This window comes from Bacillus sp. FCW2, from assembly GCF_021228595.1.
In the GTDB taxonomy this organism is placed as follows: Bacteria; Bacillota; Bacilli; order Bacillales; family Bacillaceae; genus Bacillus; species Bacillus velezensis.
Genome location: NZ_CP089436.1, coordinates 526,801 through 546,193, shown reverse-complemented (window position 1 = coordinate 546,193; position 19,393 = coordinate 526,801). Strand labels below are relative to the sequence as shown.

The window sequence follows — 19,393 nt, the reverse complement described above, 5'->3', positions numbered from 1 at the left end:
TATACACCATGAACATCGGCCGGCCTGCTATGGCCGGCCAATTGTTTCGTTGCGCCGCGATAAAGAAATTCGCTATAATTTACATATTAAGCTTTAGGAGTGAAGTTTCTTGATTACTATGGAAAATATTGTTCGCGACGGACATCCCGCGCTCAGAGAGATCGCTGAAGAGGTTCAGCTTCCCGCTTCTGACGAAGAAAAACAGCATCTTGCTGATATGATTGAGTTTGTGAAAAACAGCCAAAATCCTGAATTAGCCGAGAAATACAAGCTTCGTCCGGGCGTCGGTCTTGCCGCTCCGCAAACAGACGTAAAAAAACGGATGATCGCCGTCCATGCAGAAGATGCGAAAGGCACTTTATACAGCTATGCTCTTTTTAACCCTAAGATCGTCAGCCACTCAGTGGAAAAAAGCTACTTGACGAGCGGAGAAGGCTGCCTGTCGGTAGACGAACCCATTCCCGGCTATGTGCCGCGCTACGCCCGCATCCGCGTAAAGGCGGTGACGCTTGAAGGAGAACAGATTGACATCCGCCTCAAAGGTTTTCCGGCCATCGTGTTTCAGCACGAAATCGATCATCTGAACGGCGTGATGTTTTACGACCATATCGATAAAGAAAATCCGTTCAAAGAACCTGAAAACGCCATTGCTATTGACCGTTAAAAATAACCGGCACTTCCCAAAGTGCCGGTTTTCTCTATTTCAAAAGGCCCAGTTCTTTGACGGCCCAGCTGATTCCTTCCTCATCCACCGGCTTTGTGACGAAATCAGCGGCAGCTTTTAATTCCGGAACCGCATTTCCCATCGCCACCCCGGTGCCGACAAAACGGATCATCTCAAGGTCATTTAGTCCGTCGCCGAATGCATAAGTGTCACTTACGCTGTACGGAAGCCGCTCAAGCACTCTTTTAATGCCTTCCGCTTTTGAACCGCCTTTCGGAAGCACATCCGTTGACAATTCGTGCCAGCGGACATAATCAAACTCCGGAAAAGCGGCATATGCTTTTTCTTCATGACCGCGGCAGAATAAAAGCAGCTGATAAATTTCTTTTCCTTTATAAAAAGTTTCATCAACTTCGGGATAAGGCGCTTTCAGACTGCCGATACCTTCCGAGACGTGCGGATGTCCGGGGACGGTCGTTTTCATCGTGTCTTCCGCCATAAATACGACGGGGTGCTCCCCTTCTGCCGCCTGCTTTAATAAACGCGCAACTGCATCTTCAGGAAGCGGATTTTTATAAATGACCTCACCTTCAAATACGACATACTGGCCGTTGTATGAAATAAATGATTCAATCTCAAGCTCTTCCAGAATCGGTTTTACCATAAACGGGGACCTTCCGCTGGCGATAAAAACGTGATGGCCAGCCTCTTTAAGCGCCTTCACGGCGTTTCTTGCGCTATCGGGAATATGTTTATCATGGTCATAGATCGTGCCGTCAATATCAAAAAAAATCAATTTTGGTTTCATGTCAATTTCTCCTTTTTCCCGTTTATCAGTCGTGTCTTTTTCAATATCATCATACATAAAGTTTTTCTTCCGGAAAACCGCATTGATGAAATTCCAGTTTTACCCACGAAAACAAATTCATTTTTTCCGCATACTACTGCTATAAAGGGCTTTAAAGGAGGTATACGATGCTGCGCCGATTACGGAAGAAACTCAGAAGACAGTGGGGCGGAATGCTCCGGAAAAAAGTCATCGCGTAGAAGGGATCTTTCGGTTTTTGAAAGTCCCTTTTTTGCTCGAGACTTTCCTTATAATCCGTTTTCGAATATAATAGAATAAGCGAGTCTAACATACGGCATTTAAGGAGAGATTTGGATGATTTATAAGGTATTTTATCAAGAGAAGGCTGACGAAGTACCTGTTCGGGAAAAAACAGATTCACTTTACATTGAGGGCGTTTCAGAACGGGACGTCAGAACGAAACTGAAAGATCAGAAATACAACATTGAATTTGTTCAGCCTGTGGACGGTGCTTTTTTAGAATATGAGAAGCAGAGCGAAAATTTTAAAGTATTGGAGTTATGAGCGGAATGAAATTTGTAAAAAATGACCAGACTGCCGTTTTCGCCCTCGGCGGATTGGGCGAGATCGGGAAAAATACGTATGGGGTGCAGTTTCAGGATGAAATTGTACTGATTGATGCGGGAATCAAGTTCCCGGAAGATGAACTTCTCGGCATTGATTACGTAATCCCCGATTACACGTATTTAGTAAAAAATGAAGATAAAATTAAAGGTCTGTTTATCACCCACGGTCACGAAGACCATATCGGCGGTATTCCGTACCTGCTCAGACAAGTAAATATTCCCGTTTACGGCGGTAAACTCGCGATCGGCTTACTTCGGAATAAACTTGAAGAGCACGGGCTGTTAAGACAGACCAAATTAAACATCATCGGTGAAGACGACATCGTGAAGTTCCGCAAGACGTCTGTATCCTTCTTCAGAACGACACACAGCATTCCGGATTCATACGGAATCGTCGTCAAAACACCGCCGGGCAATATCGTACATACCGGGGACTTTAAGTTCGATTTCACACCGGTAGGCGAACCGGCAAACTTGACTAAGATGGCTGAAATCGGGAAAGAAGGCGTTCTGTGCCTGCTTTCTGACAGTACAAACAGTGAGGTTCCTGATTTCACCATGTCAGAACGCCGCGTAGGCGAAAGCATTCACGATATTTTCCGAAAAGTGGACGGCAGAATTATATTTGCGACATTCGCTTCAAATATACACCGTCTTCAGCAGGTGATTGAAGCAGCCGTTTTAAACGGCAGAAAAGTTGCCGTATTCGGACGCAGTATGGAATCGGCTATTGAAATCGGACAAAATCTCGGTTACATTACCTGTCCTAAAAATACGTTTATTGAGCATAACGAAATCAATCGTATGCCTGCCAATAAGGTAACGATTTTATGTACGGGAAGCCAAGGTGAACCGATGGCGGCGTTATCACGCATCGCTAACGGGACGCACCGGCAGATTTCCATTAATCCCGGAGATACGGTCGTCTTTTCTTCCTCTCCGATTCCCGGAAACACAATCAGCGTAAGCCGCACCATCAACCAGCTGTACCGTGCGGGCGCAGAAGTCATTCACGGTTCATTGAATGACATTCATACATCCGGACACGGCGGACAGGAAGAGCAGAAATTAATGCTCCGCCTGATCAAACCGAAGTTCTTTATGCCGATTCACGGTGAGTACAGAATGCAGAAAATGCACGTCAAACTCGCGACTGATTGCGGCATACCTGAAGAAAACTGCTTTATCATGGATAATGGCGAAGTGCTGGCCCTCAAAGGCGAAGAAGCCGCTGTGGCAGGCAAAATTCCGTCCGGCTCCGTTTACATTGACGGAAGCGGAATCGGTGATATCGGCAATATCGTGCTCCGCGACCGCCGCATTCTTTCAGAAGAAGGCCTTGTTATCGTTGTTGTCAGCATCAATATGGACGACTTTAAGGTTTCGGCGGGACCTGATTTAATCTCAAGAGGTTTTGTTTACATGAGAGAATCCGGTGATTTGATCAATGACGCGCAGCAGCTCATTTCGAACCATCTGGAGAAAGTAATGGATCGGAAAACAACGCAGTGGTCCGAAATTAAAAACGAAATTACCGATACGCTTGCTCCGTTCCTATACGAAAAAACAAAACGCCGCCCGATGATCCTTCCGATCATTATGGAGGTCTAAAAAAACTGCACTCATTACGAGTGCAGTTTTTTTATTGCAGCGGAATATGCTGAAAGGCTTTGACATCAAACAGACCGGCCGCCGTCATTTTAATATCCGGAATCACCGGAAGCGCTAAAAACGATAATGTGAGAAACGGATTGAAATCACCGGTGAATCCGAGCAGAGAAAGCTTTTCATGAAGCACGCCCAAGCTGTCATTGACCCATTCCGCCGACTTATCAGACAAAAGCCCGGCGATCGGAAGCGGAACGGAATGAAGCAATTCTCCGTTTTTCACGGCTGTTAATCCTCCTCCAGTGTCACGGAGCCTGTTGATTGCTTTTGCCAAATCGGCATCGTTTGTACCGACGGCGATGATATTATGGGAATCGTGAGAAATGGTTGTGGCGATGGCGCCTTCTTTTAACCCGAACCCTTGTACAATCCCGAGTCCTATCATTTTTTCGCCGCTGTGCCGCTCTGCGACGGCGATTTTTAATAAATCATTTTCTGTATCAGGACGAAACGCGTCAGCAGACGGTGCAGGCACTTCTTTTTTTCTCGTCTCCAAATGATTCGGTATCATTTCGATTACATTCATTTTCTTGCCCTCTTGAATCGGTATATGAAAATCCGATTCAGTCAGCGGCGCTTTCAGCCGCACTGTATCCAACAGCGCCTGGTCCGGCGAATAGGAACCGGCAGACTGTTCATAAACCGTGCGTCCGTTCTCGGCAACAGTCCGGCCGGCGACCATGGTCTTCGTGACGGCAGCCTCCCGTACATCTGAAATGAACAGCAGATCTGCGTCAAAACCCGGCGCTACCGCCCCTTTTGTTTCAAGACCGTAGCACTCAGCCGCATTTAAGCTGGCGAGCTGATACGCAAGGAATGGATCAAGTCCCGCCTTTATCGCCATTTTGACTTGGTGGTTCACACTTCCTTCTGAAAGCAGATCATCTACATGCTTATCATCCGTGCAAAAGAAAAAGCGCCGCGCGTTTTTTTCATTCACCGCCGGCAGCACATTGAGCGTATTTTTTGCCACCGATCCTTCGCGCAGCATGACATACATTCCCCGTCTGATTCTGTCCAGCGCTTCTTCTTTTGTCGTCACTTCATGATCATTTGACACCATTGCGGTTCTATATATATTGATGATATCTGAAGAGAGTCCGGCTAAATGCCCGTCGATCCGTTTTCCGTGACGCTTGGCGTCAAGCAGTTTCTGAAGCATATCCTCTTCACCTTCCGCAACAGACACATAATCCATTACTTCCGCAAGTCCGAGCACCTCTTTCTCCTGATAAAAAGGCTTTAAATCCTCGGCTTTTAATACGGCTCCTGAGCGTTCAAAGCTAGCGGCGGGAACACAGGAAGGAAGCATGAAACGGATGTTCAGCGGCGCCTTTTTCGCCTGCTCTATCATAAAAGAGATGCCTTTTGCTCCGGAAACGTTCGCAATTTCGTGAGGATCAGTAATGACCGTAGTCACTCCGTGTGGGAGGACGGCTTTAGCAAATTCAATCGGAGTAACCATAGAGGACTCGATATGAACATGTCCGTCAATAAAGCCCGGAACGATCATTTGGCCTTCTGCATCAATGACTTCTTCCCCTTCATATTCGCCCAGCCCGACGATCACTCCGTCCGTAATGGCGATATCTGCAGAAATCCATTCCTGGTTAAATACATCCATGATTTTTCCGTTTTTAATGACGGTATCGGCTTTTTGTCTGCCGGCTGATGCATTCAGCCGTTCAGCCAGTGTTTCTTTGTTCAAAATGAGGCCTCCTCTTTTTCTTTATATGGTACAATATGCTATCGGATCGCTTGATCATAGTCAATAAAAATCGCAGAAAATACCGCTTACACGATAAATGTCTTACTATTCTGACATAATAAAAGACCGCCCTTTTACGGACGGCTTTTCACTTTGTATGAAGCACTCTTTTTTCAAATCGGGAAATGTCCGTAAGAGAGCCGATAACGATGAGAATATCTTCTTTTTGGATCATCTCATTCGCAAGCGGAGATACGATCACTTCTTTTTCTCTCTTGATGGCCACGATATTAATGCCGTACTTCGCCCGTATGTCCAGGTCAAGCAGTGTGTTGCCCGCAAGCCTGCTGTTGGCCACGATCTCCACAATGCTGTGTTCGTCGGACAGCTCCAAATAATCAAGCACATTATTTGATACGATGTTGTGGGCGATGCGTTTTGCCATGTCACGTTCAGGGTGGACGATGTGGTCGGCCCCGATTTTCGCAAGCACTTTCTCATGATAATCGTTCTGCGCTTTAACCGTGATCGTGTTCACGCCGAGTTCCTTTAAGATCAGCGTCGTTAAAATGCTCGCCTGTATATTTTCGCCGATTGCCACAATGACGTGGTCAAAGTTGCGCAGCCCTAAGTTTTTCAGCACCGATTCATCGGTTGAATCGCCGATGACCGCGTGTGATGCGATTTTGGCGTATTCATTTACTTTATCTTCATCAATATCCATCGCCATGACCTCAAGGCCTTCTTCACTTAATGCTTTGCAAATACTTCCGCCGAAGCGTCCGAGACCGATAACGGCAAACTCTTTTCTCATAACAGTACTCCTTTAAACAATATCTCTAATAGGAATAGTATCACATTTTCGGCAATGAGTTCATATAGCGTTTAAGCTTTTCTGAAAAGGCGGGCGATAAATACAGGTCCGCTCCGCGTTCGATTTCTTCCTGATAGTGACCCGGAGGCGCAATTTCCTCAGCTTTATCAAGAACGAGAAACGTCAGGACGCCTCTGTATACACGGCCGCCGGCACACACTTCTATGAATGCTGGACGGTATGTGTGGTTATCAACACCTTCTCTTTTGTACAGATAGGTTGCCGCTTCAAACGGGAGCTTGTACAGCACGCCTTCAGTTCGTCCCCCGTCTTCAACAAGATCGGCTCTGGAACCGTCAGGACGCCTTAACGTGAATCTCGTCGAATACCCTTCAACAACCGCCCCTCCGACCGGCTCGGCAAAAAAGTGGTCGACCCCCGCCTGTTTAAACCGGGCATTGTCCATACAGGAGCCGTAAGCGAAATAATAAACCGGACTGTCATCCTCCCGTTTCATAAAACGGTATTCTTTCCAGTCTCCGCTTTTGATATGGCTGAATGAGGCACACTGGCCGGGCTTTACGACATATGCGAAGGCGGTTTTATTCCCGGCATCCGTCGTCACGGCAACCTCTTTCCGATCAAAATCAGCATAATACGCATCCAGCTTACGGATCATCTGATGATCTGTTTCATACAATTCCCCGTACACAAAAGCTGTTTCTGCTAAAGACGCCGCAGGCTGACCTTTATCCGTTTCGTACAGCACGCCGTTTATCGCGGCCTGCTCGCACACACACGGAGCGCCTTTCAGCAGTTCATGGTTTTCTTCACGCTTCCGTAACAAACCGTATACAAAAAGAAGCAAGTTATTTTTCCTCCTTTTGGACAGCAGCCGCTTCTAACGGCAGAATCACCTGAAACGTACTGCCTTCTCCATTTTTGCTCTTAATGTTAAGTTTACCATTATGCTCCTTCAGAATTCGTAAACAAATCGGAAGACCGAGACCCGTTCCCTGATCTTTTGTTGAGAAAAACGGTTTCCCGATGTTTTCAAGCTTTTCTTTCGACATGCCGTTTCCTTCATCCTGTATGCTGATCACCGCGTATTCTTCATCCCGTTTTGTATAAATATGAATATTCCCGCCGTCAGGCATCGCTTCAATCGCATTTTTAATAATATTGATAAATACCTGTTTCAGCTGGTTTTCGTCACCGTTGACCATACAGGACTCAGTCTGCCTGAAATCCTTCTCAATCACAGTGTTCGACAGCACCGCGTTCGTGTCAAGAAGCGTCGCCACCTGCCTTAAAATATGGTTGAGATGATGAGCGGTAAACGTCACGGTCTGCGGCTTGGCGAGCAGAAGCAGCTCCCCCAGCACGAGATCAATCCTTTTAATCTCCGAAAAAATAATATCAAAATAATCCGTTCTTTCCGGATACTGGGCTTTCATCAGCTGGAGAAAGCCGCTGACTGACGTTAAAGGATTTCTTACTTCATGGGCGATTCCTGCCGCAAGCTCCCCGGCAATGGCCAGCTTTTGAGATTGCATGGCAAGGCGTTCGTTCGTTTCCAGAAGCTCGTCGACCGCTTTTTTCCGTTCACTGATATCAGACATCGTCCCCAGACTTCCGACAAATTTCTGTCTGCGGTCATAATACAGCTTATAATGGACTTCTCCCCAAAAGATCGAGCCGTCTCTTTTAATATATTTGGCCGTAAACATTCCTGACGGGGACTGCTGCTTGATTTGGGAGATAATATAATCAATGATATGTTTTTCTTTTATAAAATAATCATTATACATCGTGCCCATACATTCGCTGATGGAGTGGCCCGTAATCGCCGTCCAGGCTTGATTCAAATATGTAATATTCCCTTGTGCATCCGTCTGAAAAACGATTTCCTGCAGATTGTCCATGATCCGGTTTTTCTCATCTGAAAGCGCCTTTGCTTTCTGCTCGCTGTCCTTCAGCTCCGCCAGCAGCTGCTTTTTATTATCCACATAATAAGCCAGCAGCCAGACGCCGATTAATGTGACGGCGGTAAAGGTGATGTCAACTGGCCAGTTAATCGGATTCCGTTCAATCATATAAAATAAATAATCCCAAAACATAATAAAAATCATTGCCAAGATTAAGGAAATGATACGCGCTTGATATTTTCCCATAGTCCCACCTGCCGCTAGCATTTCTACATATATTGTAACATTGTTGACTGCATTATTGACTAAAAAATGATAACTATTCCCAATTAATTGAGCAGGTTCGCTTACTTTTCCCGTGAGTTTTTGCACAAGTTCATAATAAAAGGACGGAATGATGCTCCGCCCTTTTTGCCGATTATGATCTATCTTTTAACGCTTCCTCGATTTCCTCAAGCAGCATTTTCGCTCCTTCAGGACTTAAAATAATTTTGCCGTTGCCGTACTCCTGATTTTCGGAGGTAATTTCCCCCGTCATTAAGCAAATGCCGTGCGGCTTGTATTTTTTTAAGACAATTTTGTCTCCGTCAACGAAAAATTCAATACTATCTTTAATAGCGATATCCAATGCTCTTCTCAATTCAATCGGCATGACAATACGCCCGAGTTCGTCTACTTTTCTTACTACACCAATTGATTTCATAGAAATCCCCTACTTCCTTTAATGTCTCTTCTTTATGTCCAAGGAAAATCCTTCATAAACGTAGACGAAAGGAACGGAGCAAAAGTTTCTCAGCATCCGGAACTGAATGTTTTTTTACAGAAGAAAATCCTTTTGAAATATGGGATACAGACTTTCCCTCCTTTTTTACAAAAACATTTCATTCCCGGCGGAAACCCCCAAAAATCGTGGTTTTTCTCAGAAACTTTAAATGTAGAATCAATTAAATCAGGATAGGGATTGGGTGAAAACATGTTTCAATCAACTGAGATCGGAATCGACTTAGGAACCGCTAATATACTTGTTTACAGTAAAAATAAAGGAATTATTTTAAACGAACCTTCCGTTGTCGCTGTAGATACAACAACGAAAGCGGTGCTTGCCATCGGAACGGATGCCAAAAGTATGATCGGAAAGACGCCGGGGAAAATCGTCGCCGTACGGCCGATGAAAGACGGTGTCATTGCTGATTATGATATGACAACTGACTTATTAAAACACATTATGAAAAAAGCCGGAAAAAAAATCGGAATGACTTTCCGCAAACCGAATGTCGTCGTCTGCACGCCTTCAGGCTCAACAGCCGTTGAACGCCGCGCCATCAGTGACGCTGTCAAAAACTGCGGAGCGAAAAACGTTCACTTGATTGAAGAACCCGTAGCCGCTGCAATCGGGGCCGACCTCCCTGTTGACGAGCCGGTCGCAAACGTCGTCGTAGATATCGGCGGCGGTACGACTGAAGTCGCCATCATCTCATTCGGGGGCGTCGTATCCTGCCATTCGATCAGAATCGGCGGCGACCAGCTTGATGAAGATATCGCCTCGTTCGTCAGAAAAAAATACAACCTGCTGATCGGGGAACGTACGGCAGAACAAGTGAAAATGGAAATCGGTTTTGCATTGATTGAACATGTGCCGGAAACGATGGAAATCCGCGGCCGTGACCTTGTAACCGGTCTGCCGAAGACAATCAGACTGCAGTCTAATGAAATTCAGCACGCGATGCGTGAGTCGCTCCTGCATATTCTTGAAGCGATCAGAGCGACACTTGAAGATTGTCCGCCGGAGCTCAGCGGTGATATTGTTGACCGCGGCGTCGTGTTAACCGGCGGAGGCTCCCTTTTAAACGGGATGAAAGAATGGCTGACAGAAGAAATCGTCGTTCCCGTTCATTTGGCGGCAAATCCGCTTGAATCAGTGGCTATCGGCACGGGGCGTTCATTAGACGTCATCGACAAGCTGCAAAAAGCGATTAAATAATAAGATTGTGCTTCTTTTTTCTCCGGCCGGCTCATATTGTGAGAACTGGAGAAACATTAAGGAGGAAGCATATGCTTAGAGATGTGGGAAGACGCGTAGCAGTAGCCGTCATTTTAAGCGGAATTATTTTGGGGGGTATGAGCATTTCACTGGCCAATATGCCCCATTCTCCGGCCGGCGGCGCCGTAAAACTGAATCACCCGTAAAGACGCAGCAAAAGCTGTGTCTTTTTCGTTTGTGCTCCTTTCTTTCCTTTATGAGGCGATATTTGATATGATGAGAAAAACCGATGAGGAGGAATGAACGATGAGTTCGTTTACTGAAAAGTTACATACATATGCTCAGCTGGCGGTAGAAGTCGGCGTCAATGTCCAAAAAGGACAGCATGTCGTAATCAATGCCTCAACTGATGTTAGGGAACTTGTCAGACTGCTTGCCAAACATTCTTATGAAAAAGGCGCAAAAAACGTCACCGTAAATTGGCAGGACGATGAACTGTCCAGATTAAAATACGAGATGGCACCGTTTGAAGCGTTTGAAGAGTATCCTGAATGGGAAGCAAAAGGAAAAGAAGAGCTCGCGAAAAAAGGGGCTGCGTTTATTTCTGTCGTCTCATCCGACCCCGACCTGTTAAAAGGCACTGACGGCAAACGGATTGCAGCGTTCCAAAAAGCCGCCGGAAAAGCATTGCATACATACAGACAATATATTCAATCAGATAAGGTCAGCTGGACGGTGATCGGAGCGGCTTCAACAGGCTGGGCGAAAAAAGTGTTCCCGGATCAGCCGGAAGAAACAGCCGTTCAGCTTTTATGGGAAGAAATTTTCAAAACGACCCGAGTAAATGAAGAAAACCCTGTGGAAGCATGGAAAAAACATGATCAAAATCTTCATGAAAAAGTGGAACACCTGAACAAAAAACATTACAGCGCCCTGCATTATCAGGCTGAAGGAACAGACTTAACCATTGAACTGCCGAAAAAACATGTATGGGCAGGCGCGGGAAGCGTGAATGAGAGCGGGCACGAATTCATGGCCAACATGCCGACAGAAGAGGTTTTCACCCTCCCGCAGCGTGACGGGGTGAACGGCACGGTTTCCAGCACGAAACCGCTGAGCTACGGCGGCAACATTATTGATAACTTCACTCTTACCTTTGAAAACGGCCGCATTGTCGATGTGAAAGCTGAAAAAGGCGAGGAGATTTTAAAAGGCATCGTCGAAACCGATGAAGGCTCACACTATCTCGGAGAAGTGGCCTTAGTGCCGTACGATTCACCGATTTCACAATCAAATATTTTATTTTACAACACACTGTACGATGAAAACGCCTCTAACCACTTGGCGATCGGCAGTGCGTATGCCTTTAATATTGAGGGCGGCAAACAAATGACACGGGAAGAGCTTGTCAAAGAGGGCTTAAATGAAAGCATTACACACGTAGATTTTATGGTCGGTTCCAAAGATATGAATATCGACGGCATTACGGCGGACGGCAAAAGAGAACCGATCTTCAGAAACGGAAACTGGGCATTTTAATAAAAAAGGAGGCGATCAGGCCTCCTTTTTTTATTTCGCTTCATACATTTGCAAGTTGGCGCAGACGGTTTCCAAAACAGGTGTATCAACTGACAAGCCTTTCGCTTTCTCAAGCAAAAATCCGTGTAAATGATCACCTTCCGTCACCCTGCCCTTTTCCATATCTCTCAGCATCGACGATTTCATATGGTAAGACATGCTTGTCAATGTGCGATAACTCTCTTCTTCCAGACCAGGATCTTTCGGGATGCCGGCAGCCTTGAAAATGGCTCCGATTTCAGCAAAGAGGCGCTTTGCCGTGTTGCGGCCGCCTTCTGTTTCTAAAATCGGTCCGACCGGCTGTTGAAACAGAGTGGTCACTCCCGCCTGCGCGGCAATAAACATATATTTTTTCCAAATGTCCTTTTCAATATCCCGGCTGATGATGACATCCGCTTTCACACCTGCAAATGCGTTTTCCAGCTCGTTCATACGTTCTGTGCGTTCCCCGTTCCATTCACCGAAAACAAAGCGGTGGGCAGCGCTCGTATGAAGAATGTCCCCTTTGTCGTTAAGGGCGCTCTCAATAAAGCAGAGGCCGCCCAGCACCTGCCGTTTTGAAAAAGCTTCAAACAGCTGGTTATAGTGCCTGTATCCGTTTAAAAAAGGAATAATGACCGACGAAGGTTTGACAAACGGTTTGACATCCCGAATAACGTCCTGCAAAGAATACGCTTTTGAAGCGATAATAACGGCGTCAAATGCTCCTTCTTCGCCCGCCATCATTAATTTCGGCTTGATTGAAACATCACCTTTTGCACTTTTGACGGTCAAACCCGTTTCTTGTAATTGTTCCGCCCGTTTCTTGCGGACGAGAAACGTAACGTCATTTCCCTTTTCTGCAAGACGCGCGCCGATATATCCGCCCACTCCTCCAGCTCCGACAATTAAAAACTTCATGATGCATTCCTCCGTATCTTTTCAAGTTATGTATTCATTTATTGTAACGGGAAGTCAGAAGATTGAAAACTTTTTTCATAAATAAAAAAGCAGAGTCTCCCCTGCTTCTTTATTACGCGTATAGCTCTTCAAGCTTTTTCTGTACATCCGCGTTTTCAAGAAATTCGTCATAAGACATTTGTTTGTCAACAATGCCTTTAGGCGTTAATTCAATGATGCGGTTGGCAATTGTCTGTACAAACTGATGGTCATGAGATGAAAACAGCATAGCGCCTTTAAAGCTGATTAAGCCGTTGTTAAGCGCCGTAATGGATTCCAAATCTAAGTGGTTGGTCGGTTCATCCAGAATTAAGATATTCGCGCCGGAAAGCATCGCTTTTGAAAGCATGCAGCGCACTTTTTCTCCTCCGGAAAGGACGTTTGATTTTTTGTTAACTTCTTCTCCTGAGAACAGCATGCGTCCTAAGAAACCGCGCAGAAAGCTTTCGCTTTGGTCATGCGGCGAGTATTGGCGGAGCCAGTCAACAAGGTTCGCATCGCTGCCGTCAAAATACTCGCTGTTGTCTTTAGGGAAGTACGCCTGAGAAGTGGTCACGCCCCATTTAAATGTGCCGCTGTCTGCTTCCATTTCCCCGGAAATGATTTTAAACAATGTCGTAACGGCAAGTTCGTTGCGGCCCGTAAAAGCGATTTTATCTTCTCTGTTCATAATAAAGCTGACGTTATCAAGCACTTTTACCCCGTCAATCGTTTTTGTTAAGCCTTCAACCCGCAGCACGTCATTTCCGATCTCGCGTTCCGGCGTGAAATTGACATAAGGATAACGGCGTGATGAAGGTTTGATATCATCAAGCGTGATTTTATCAAGGAGTTTCTTTCTTGATGTCGCCTGCTTTGATTTAGAAGCGTTGGCGCTGAATCTGGCCACGAACTCCTGAAGCTGTTTAATCTGCTCTTCTTTTTTCTTGTTGGCTTCCTGAGAAAGCTTTAAAGCAAGCTGGCTGGATTCATACCAGAAATCATAGTTGCCGACGTACACTTGAATTTTATTAAAATCAAGATCGGCGATGTGCGTGCACACTTTATTTAAAAAGTGACGGTCATGGGATACGACGATGACTGTGTTCTCAAAGTTGATTAAAAACTCTTCCAGCCACTGAATCGCTTTCAGATCCAAGTGGTTGGTCGGTTCATCAAGCAGCAGAACGTCCGGCTTGCCGAAAAGCGCCTGTGCCAAAAGCACTTTCACCTTTTCTGAACCGCCTAAGTCCGCCATTTTCTTCGTATGCAGGTCTTCAGAGATGCCCAGCCCCTTTAACAAAATAGCGGCTTCACTTTCAGCTTCCCATCCGTTTAATTCCGCAAACTCTCCTTCAAGCTCAGCGGCGCGGATGCCGTCTTCATCTGAAAAATCAGGCTTCATATAAATCGCGTCTTTTTCCTGCATAACTTCGTATAAACGTTTATGTCCCATAATGACGACTTTCAGCACTTCGAAGTCTTCATATTCAAAGTGGTTCTGCTTCAGAATGGCAAGACGTTCACCCGGGCTCATATGGACATCGCCGGTCTGCGGCTCCAGCTCACCGGATAAAATTTTCAAAAATGTTGATTTTCCGGCACCGTTTGCGCCTATTAATCCGTAGCAGTTGCCCGGCGTAAATTTAATATTGACATCTTCAAATAACTTGCGATCCGCAAAACGCAAGCTCACATTATTTACAGCAATCATTTAGAATCCTCCATCGTGTCTATCATCATTAAAAGTATACCATGAATAAAGGGGAAGAGAAATGTTTCCCTGCGAATATACGGGTTTGAAAAGATGCAGGCGTCAAACCCGGAGCGCTGTGATACAATAGATATATATACATATTCATCACGGAGGAACAAGTTGAAGCTTTTAACACTCACAGAATACTGTCTTATGATTTTCTTCACCGGGGTTTTTCTGGCCGTCACAGGCTTTACGGCCCGTGACATCGGCTTGTACATCGGAATCGCCCTCATTTATACGTTTTCGCATCTCTTTTCAAAACGGATGCTTGAAAAACGCGGCAAAGAGAAGAAGCAGGTGAATCTTTTTTTCAGCGTTCTGGCCATTGTCGGATCAGTGCTGGCCACGGTATTGTTCATCGCCGTCGCCGCCTCGTTTGCCAAATAAAAAACGCCTGCTGTCCAAATCGGGCAGCGCGGCGTTTTTATTTTGTCTGACGCATATCATGAAACGGGAAGAACACAAACTTCGAGGTGCCGACGATCCGGTTTTCGGCAATTAAACCGAGTCCGTTCCGGCTGTCCATTGAGTTCAGCCGATTGTCGCCCATGACGAAGTATTTGCCTTTCGGAACCTTTACGGGGCCGAAATCTCCCGTCAGGTTGACTCCCAGTTTTTTCGCTTCTTTTTTATTGCTCGCGAGGTACGGTTCTGCGATTTTTTTGCCGTTTATATAAAGCATGTCATTTTTCATTTCCACCGTTTCTCCCGGTTTTCCGATGAGCCGCTTTACATAATGGACTTTCGATGTATCGCCGTTAATAATGACGATGTCCCCCCGCTCGATTTCTCCGATATAATTGACGCTTTTGTTGACAAACAGCCTTTCACCGTCATGTAATGTCGGGTACATTGATGATCCTTCCACTAAGTACGGTTCGAACAGGAAATGGCGGATTAACAGCGCAAGTGCGACCGCTATAATGATGGCCTTTCCCCATTCCCAATACGTGTTGGATTTTCTTTTTACCGATTTTTCAGAAGTAGGTTTTTGTTCTTCAGTCAACGTGGTTCCTCCTAGACGATCACTGTTTCAGTTCATGCACCATCTTTACTTTATCATAACTCATCACAAAATACATAACGCTTCTATGCGTACATGATTGAAAAAAGCGCCCGTAAAGGACGCTTTTTGCTTATTTCTCTACAACCGGTTTTTTGACGATTCCCAAGATAACAGCCGTTACAATCGCTCCGATCACGATGCTCATTAAATAAAGCAGCGGATGGTTCGTAATGAATGCAACGAATATTCCTCCGTGCGGTGCAGGAAGCGTTACACGGAAAAACTCTGTCAACCCGCCAGCTACCGCAGAACCGACAACGGCTGCAGGGATGACGCGAAGCGGATCAGCCGCTGCAAACGGGATGGCGCCTTCTGTAACGAAAGCTGCTCCCATGAAGTAGCACGTAATACCGGCTTCACGGTCACGTTTAGAGAATTTGTGTTTAAAGAATGTTGTCGCCAGTGCGATTCCAAGCGGCGGAGCCATTCCGCCCGCCATGATGGCCGCATGCGGCGCATAGTTTCCGGCATCGATCATCGCAATTCCGAAAGTGAACGCCGCTTTATTGAGCGGGCCGCCCATGTCGATAGCCATCATACCGCCTAAAATAATCCCCATTAAAACAAGGTTTCCAGTTCCAAGGCTTTCAAGCCAATTTGTTAAGAAATTCATGAACGCTGCTACAGGTGTGTTAATGACAAATTGCATCAGAACTCCTGTGATAAAAATACCGAGCAGCGGATAAATCAATACAGGTTTTAATCCGTCAAGAGATTGAGGGATAAAGACAAACAGCTTTTTCAGCAGGATTACGACATAACCGGCTAAGAATCCGGCAATCAGTCCGCCCAAGAATCCGGCATTCGCCTGCGTAGCCATAAATCCGCCGACCATACCCGGCGCAAATCCCGGACGGTCCGCAATACTCATTGCGATGAATCCGGCAAGAACGGCAACGATCAGTTTTAACGCATTATCGCTGCCGATAAAGTTCAGCGCTGCGGCAAACGTGTTGTATGTCGGGTCTTTCGGATCAGCTGAATGAATTCCCCAGAAGAATGAGATCGCAACGAGAATTCCGCCACCGACGACAAATGGCAGCATGTTGCTGACACCGCTCATTAAGTGTTTATAGAAAGTGCTTCCGATACTTGTGCCTGATTTCTGTTTCGGGCCGTCTTCATTTGAAGCGGAAGATCCGCCGCCGCTGCCCTCGTAAATCGGCGCATCTTGGTTAACGGCTTTTTCAATCAGTTCCTGAGGACGTCTGATACCAGCTGTTACAGGTACTTGAAGAACATGTTTGCCTTTAAAGCGCTCCATTTCAACCTGTTTATCAGCCGCCACGATGATCGCAGGCGCGTCTTCAATTTCTTGAGCCGTCAGCTTATGTTTGATACCGCTTGAGCCGTTTGTCTCGACTTTAATGTCAACGCCGAGCTCTTTCGCTTTTTCCTTCAGTGCGTCAGCTGCCATGAACGTATGGGCGATACCTGTCGGACATGCCGTAACGGCAAGGATTTTGCCTTTTCCTGACGGCGCTGCCTGTTCTTCCTGCTCTTCTTCTTCCTCATCGTCATCTTTGTCATGCTGATTGATGATGTCAATGATCGCGTCTTCTGATTCAGCTTCAAGAAGCTGTTTGCGGATTTCCTCACGCATAAGAAGCGTTGAAAGTCTTGATAATGCCTCAAGGTGCGTATTATTCGCTCCTTCGGTTGCCGCAATCATAAAGACCAGGTGTGCCGGCTGACCGTCTAATGATTCATAATCCACACCATCTTTTGAACGGCCGAATGCGATGGCCGGGTTAATGACGCTCGCCGTCTTCGCATGAGGAATGGCAATGCCTTCGCCGATTCCCGTCGAGCTTTGGCTTTCACGATTTAAAATGGCTGCTTTGTAAGCCTCTCTGTCATTTAATCTGCCGGCTTTGTCAAGCACTGTCACCATTTCATCGATAACGTTTTCTTTCTCTTTGCTTTCTATATTGAGATGAATTGTATCTCTTGTTAACAGCTCAGTTATCTTCACTTTTCTTTCCTCCTCTATAGACGTGTGACTTTAACTTCAGGAAGAAGCTGCTGTACAAACTCTTCAGTTCCGAGTTCTTCAGAAAATGCCGTCGCGCTTCCGGAAGCAACTCCTAAACGGAACGCATCTTCCAAAGGCAGCTGTTTTGAAATTCCCGCAAGGAATCCCGCGACGACGGAATCACCCGCGCCTACGGAATTGACAAGCTTTCCTTTAGGAACATTGGCGAGGAAAACCGCCTCTTTCGTAAATAAAAGCGCACCGTCGCCAGCCATCGAAACAATCGCGTGTTCAGCGCCTTGTTCAATTAATTTTTTACCGTAAGGAACGGCAGCTTCGGCTGAATCAATGACCGTATTAAACATTTCCCCAAGCTCATGATGATTCGGCTTCATCAAAAACGGTTTCATTTCTGTCGCTTTCATCAGCGCTTCACCGGAGATGTCCACCACTACCCGGGCATTCTGCTTTCTGCATGCCTCAGCAATTTTTTCATACGTGTTATGCGGCAGGGAAGAAGGAATGCTTCCCGCTAAAACGACGATGTCTCCCTCTTCCAGAGCGGAGAACTGTTCTAAAAAGGCATTGAACACTTCGTCTGAAATCGTCGGGCCCTGTCCGTTAATTTCCGTTTCATCGCCCGTTTTCAGTTTTACATTTATACGCGTGTCTTCATCTACCTCAGAAAAAGCCGTTTCCAGACCTTCCTGCTGCAAAAATGACGTGATATAATTTCCGGTAAATCCGCCGACAAACCCCAATGCTTTTGACGGCACATGGTGTCTTTTCAGTAATCTCGAAACGTTGATGCCTTTTCCGCCGGGATACTTCGTGTCATAGCTGGAACGGTTTAAACCGCCTACGGCAAAATCTTCAACGTGAACGATATAGTCAACAGAAGGATTGAGGGTTACAGTGTAAATCATGGTTTCACTACCTTTACGACAGTTTTTTCTTGGTAATTATCGAATGCAAGTTCTTCAGCTTCAGTGGTAATGATAGCTGCATCGCCCAAGGCGGCGAACGCTGCGAAAGAAATCTCGCCGAATTTAGAAGGATCGGCTAAAACATACGCATTTTTCGCCTGTCTCACAGCCTTTGTCTTCAGAAGAGCCTCATCCGGATCGGGTGTTGTAAAGCCGGCTTCAATGTGCACGCCGTTCACCCCGAGAAAGCTTTTGTCAAAACGGTACTGGCTGACCGCCGTTAATGAGGCGCCGCCGATCATCGCACCTGTTCTATGCTTCACATATCCTCCGAGAAGATAAAAAGGAATCCCTTTCCTTATTAAAGCGTCGATATGCATAACTCCGTTTGTGACAACCACAATGTCCTTTGTATGATCTATAAAATCAATCATGTGCAATGTAGTTGTTCCCGCATCGAGGTAAATACAGTCACCTTCTTCTAATAAAGATGCCGCTTCTTCAGCGATCTTCAGTTTATCTTGAAGGTTTTTGGAGGATTTTTCAAGCATATCGGGTTCTTGCCTGCTGTTGGAAAGTTTAGACGCCCCGCCGTGAACGCGCTTTAAAAACCCGCGCTCTTCAAGTGTTGATAAATCTCTTCTGATCGTTGATTCAGAAGCGTTTGTCATGCTTATCAGCTCTTGAATCTTCACCACATCTCGCTTTTCAATCTGATCCATAATCAGCTGATACCTTTCAGGAGTAAGCATATTCCGCCTCCTTTGAAAACGTATTCATTTCGGCTGCAAGATAATTGTAAACGCTTTTTTTACTTCAAGCAACTAAAATCACTCAAATTCATTCAATAACTATCAAAATCTTTCACATTTGTTCATATTAACGTATGTACATAGGGTTTGTAAACTGTAAATTCGACAAAAAGGGGGACAATTGTATGACATTTTCTTTTTATCATAAATGAAAAAAGTCTA

At 45.8% G+C, this 19,393-nt stretch carries 19 protein-coding genes; 7 read left to right on the top strand and 12 right to left on the bottom strand.

What is annotated here, in order from left to right; all coding sequences use genetic code 11:
* Positions 1-109: 109 nt before the first annotated feature.
* Positions 110-664 carry a peptide deformylase gene (def, locus tag K3G25_RS02955; protein WP_003154544.1) on the top strand — a complete coding sequence of 185 codons (555 nt, stop codon included), beginning with the start codon at positions 110-112 and terminating at the stop codon, positions 662-664.
* A gap of 34 nt (positions 665-698) precedes the next feature.
* Here the strand turns inward: def and K3G25_RS02950 are convergent, their stop codons facing one another.
* Positions 699-1,472: a Cof-type HAD-IIB family hydrolase gene (locus K3G25_RS02950; RefSeq protein WP_179156018.1), complete on the bottom strand. Its 774-nt coding sequence runs from the start codon at positions 1,470-1,472 to the stop codon at positions 699-701.
* Positions 1,473-1,826: 354 nt separating this feature from the next.
* Between K3G25_RS02950 and K3G25_RS02945 the strand changes: the two genes are divergently transcribed.
* A complete protein-coding gene (locus tag K3G25_RS02945; protein WP_003154548.1) occupies positions 1,827-2,036 on the top strand; it encodes a DNA-dependent RNA polymerase subunit epsilon in 210 nt (69 codons plus the stop codon).
* A gap of 5 nt (positions 2,037-2,041) precedes the next feature.
* Positions 2,042-3,709: a ribonuclease J1 gene (gene rnjA / locus K3G25_RS02940; RefSeq protein WP_003154550.1), complete on the top strand. Its 1,668-nt coding sequence runs from the start codon at positions 2,042-2,044 to the stop codon at positions 3,707-3,709.
* A 31-nt stretch (positions 3,710-3,740) separates the two neighbouring features.
* On the opposite strand, the gene ade is transcribed toward rnjA, so the two are convergent.
* The 5 genes from ade to K3G25_RS02915 all read right to left on the bottom strand — a co-directional run bounded on the left by ade (position 3,741) and on the right by K3G25_RS02915 (position 8,919).
* Complete coding sequence (gene ade, locus K3G25_RS02935) at positions 3,741-5,474, bottom strand: adenine deaminase (protein WP_022553404.1); 1,734 nt, start codon at positions 5,472-5,474, stop codon at positions 3,741-3,743.
* 148 nt (positions 5,475-5,622) lie between these two features.
* Positions 5,623-6,288 (bottom strand): Ktr system potassium transporter KtrC, encoded by a 666-nt coding sequence (ktrC, locus tag K3G25_RS02930; protein ID WP_100261756.1) that lies wholly within the window; start codon positions 6,286-6,288, stop codon positions 5,623-5,625.
* Positions 6,289-6,328: 40 nt separating this feature from the next.
* Complete coding sequence (locus K3G25_RS02925; RefSeq protein ID WP_094295721.1) at positions 6,329-7,156, bottom strand: gamma-glutamylcyclotransferase family protein; 828 nt, start codon at positions 7,154-7,156, stop codon at positions 6,329-6,331.
* Between the two features lies 1 nt (position 7,157).
* Positions 7,158-8,462 carry an ATP-binding protein gene (locus tag K3G25_RS02920; protein WP_014417634.1) on the bottom strand — a complete coding sequence of 435 codons (1,305 nt, stop codon included), beginning with the start codon at positions 8,460-8,462 and terminating at the stop codon, positions 7,158-7,160.
* 172 nt (positions 8,463-8,634) lie between these two features.
* Positions 8,635-8,919 carry a transcriptional regulator AbhA gene (locus K3G25_RS02915; RefSeq protein ID WP_024085249.1) on the bottom strand — a complete coding sequence of 95 codons (285 nt, stop codon included), beginning with the start codon at positions 8,917-8,919 and terminating at the stop codon, positions 8,635-8,637.
* 270 nt (positions 8,920-9,189) lie between these two features.
* On the opposite strand from K3G25_RS02915, the gene mreBH reads away from it, so the two are divergent.
* The 3 genes from mreBH (at position 9,190) to K3G25_RS02900 (ending at position 11,736) form a co-directional block, all read left to right on the top strand.
* A complete protein-coding gene (mreBH, locus tag K3G25_RS02910; protein ID WP_014417632.1) occupies positions 9,190-10,197 on the top strand; it encodes a cell shape-determining protein MreBH in 1,008 nt (335 codons plus the stop codon).
* Between the two features lie 71 nt (positions 10,198-10,268).
* On the top strand, positions 10,269-10,403 hold the full coding sequence (locus K3G25_RS02905) for a protein YkpC (RefSeq protein ID WP_003154559.1): 135 nt from the start codon (positions 10,269-10,271) through the stop codon (positions 10,401-10,403).
* Positions 10,404-10,503: 100 nt separating this feature from the next.
* Complete coding sequence (locus K3G25_RS02900) at positions 10,504-11,736, top strand: aminopeptidase (protein ID WP_007409644.1); 1,233 nt, start codon at positions 10,504-10,506, stop codon at positions 11,734-11,736.
* A gap of 30 nt (positions 11,737-11,766) precedes the next feature.
* On the opposite strand, the gene K3G25_RS02895 is transcribed toward K3G25_RS02900, so the two are convergent.
* Together K3G25_RS02895 and K3G25_RS02890 are read right to left on the bottom strand one after the other, a co-directional pair.
* Positions 11,767-12,675, bottom strand: a complete 909-nt coding sequence (locus K3G25_RS02895) for a ketopantoate reductase family protein (protein ID WP_025649506.1) — start codon at positions 12,673-12,675, stop codon at positions 11,767-11,769.
* Between the two features lie 112 nt (positions 12,676-12,787).
* Complete coding sequence (locus tag K3G25_RS02890) at positions 12,788-14,407, bottom strand: ABC-F family ATP-binding cassette domain-containing protein (RefSeq protein WP_007409642.1); 1,620 nt, start codon at positions 14,405-14,407, stop codon at positions 12,788-12,790.
* Between the two features lie 162 nt (positions 14,408-14,569).
* On the opposite strand from K3G25_RS02890, the gene K3G25_RS02885 reads away from it, so the two are divergent.
* Complete coding sequence (locus K3G25_RS02885; RefSeq protein WP_017417691.1) at positions 14,570-14,839, top strand: hypothetical protein; 270 nt, start codon at positions 14,570-14,572, stop codon at positions 14,837-14,839.
* A gap of 37 nt (positions 14,840-14,876) precedes the next feature.
* Here K3G25_RS02885 and sipT read toward each other — a convergent pair whose 3' ends face one another.
* The 4 genes from sipT to K3G25_RS02865 all read right to left on the bottom strand — a co-directional run bounded on the left by sipT (position 14,877) and on the right by K3G25_RS02865 (position 19,171).
* Entirely contained in the window at positions 14,877-15,458 is a 582-nt protein-coding gene (gene sipT, locus K3G25_RS02880; RefSeq protein WP_071181740.1) for a signal peptidase I sipT, read from the bottom strand.
* Positions 15,459-15,588: 130 nt separating this feature from the next.
* Positions 15,589-17,493 carry a PTS fructose transporter subunit IIABC gene (locus K3G25_RS02875; protein WP_014417629.1) on the bottom strand — a complete coding sequence of 635 codons (1,905 nt, stop codon included), beginning with the start codon at positions 17,491-17,493 and terminating at the stop codon, positions 15,589-15,591.
* A 14-nt stretch (positions 17,494-17,507) separates the two neighbouring features.
* Positions 17,508-18,419, bottom strand: coding sequence for a 1-phosphofructokinase (pfkB, locus tag K3G25_RS02870; protein ID WP_003154572.1), 912 nt, complete (start codon positions 18,417-18,419; stop codon positions 17,508-17,510).
* Positions 18,416-19,171 carry a DeoR/GlpR family DNA-binding transcription regulator gene (locus tag K3G25_RS02865; protein WP_014417627.1) on the bottom strand — a complete coding sequence of 252 codons (756 nt, stop codon included), beginning with the start codon at positions 19,169-19,171 and terminating at the stop codon, positions 18,416-18,418. Before K3G25_RS02865 ends, pfkB begins: the two co-directional genes overlap by 4 nt.
* Positions 19,172-19,393 lie beyond the last annotated feature (222 nt).

Coding starts and splice junctions, on each gene's coding strand:
- K3G25_RS02865 (WP_014417627.1), bottom strand. CDS start 19,171: ATGCTTACTCCTGAAAGGTATCAGCTGATTATGGATCAGATTGAAAAG.
- K3G25_RS02895 (WP_025649506.1), bottom strand. CDS start 12,675: ATGAAGTTTTTAATTGTCGGAGCTGGAGGAGTGGGCGGATATATCGGC.
- rnjA (WP_003154550.1), top strand. CDS start 2,042: ATGAAATTTGTAAAAAATGACCAGACTGCCGTTTTCGCCCTCGGCGGA.
- mreBH (WP_014417632.1), top strand. CDS start 9,190: ATGTTTCAATCAACTGAGATCGGAATCGACTTAGGAACCGCTAATATA.
- ktrC (WP_100261756.1), bottom strand. CDS start 6,288: ATGAGAAAAGAGTTTGCCGTTATCGGTCTCGGACGCTTCGGCGGAAGT.
- K3G25_RS02950 (WP_179156018.1), bottom strand. CDS start 1,472: ATGAAACCAAAATTGATTTTTTTTGATATTGACGGCACGATCTATGAC.
- K3G25_RS02945 (WP_003154548.1), top strand. CDS start 1,827: ATGATTTATAAGGTATTTTATCAAGAGAAGGCTGACGAAGTACCTGTT.
- pfkB (WP_003154572.1), bottom strand. CDS start 18,419: ATGATTTACACTGTAACCCTCAATCCTTCTGTTGACTATATCGTTCAC.
- K3G25_RS02915 (WP_024085249.1), bottom strand. CDS start 8,919: ATGAAATCAATTGGTGTAGTAAGAAAAGTAGACGAACTCGGGCGTATT.
- K3G25_RS02900 (WP_007409644.1), top strand. CDS start 10,504: ATGAGTTCGTTTACTGAAAAGTTACATACATATGCTCAGCTGGCGGTA.
- K3G25_RS02905 (WP_003154559.1), top strand. CDS start 10,269: ATGCTTAGAGATGTGGGAAGACGCGTAGCAGTAGCCGTCATTTTAAGC.
- K3G25_RS02920 (WP_014417634.1), bottom strand. CDS start 8,462: ATGGGAAAATATCAAGCGCGTATCATTTCCTTAATCTTGGCAATGATT.
- K3G25_RS02890 (WP_007409642.1), bottom strand. CDS start 14,407: ATGATTGCTGTAAATAATGTGAGCTTGCGTTTTGCGGATCGCAAGTTA.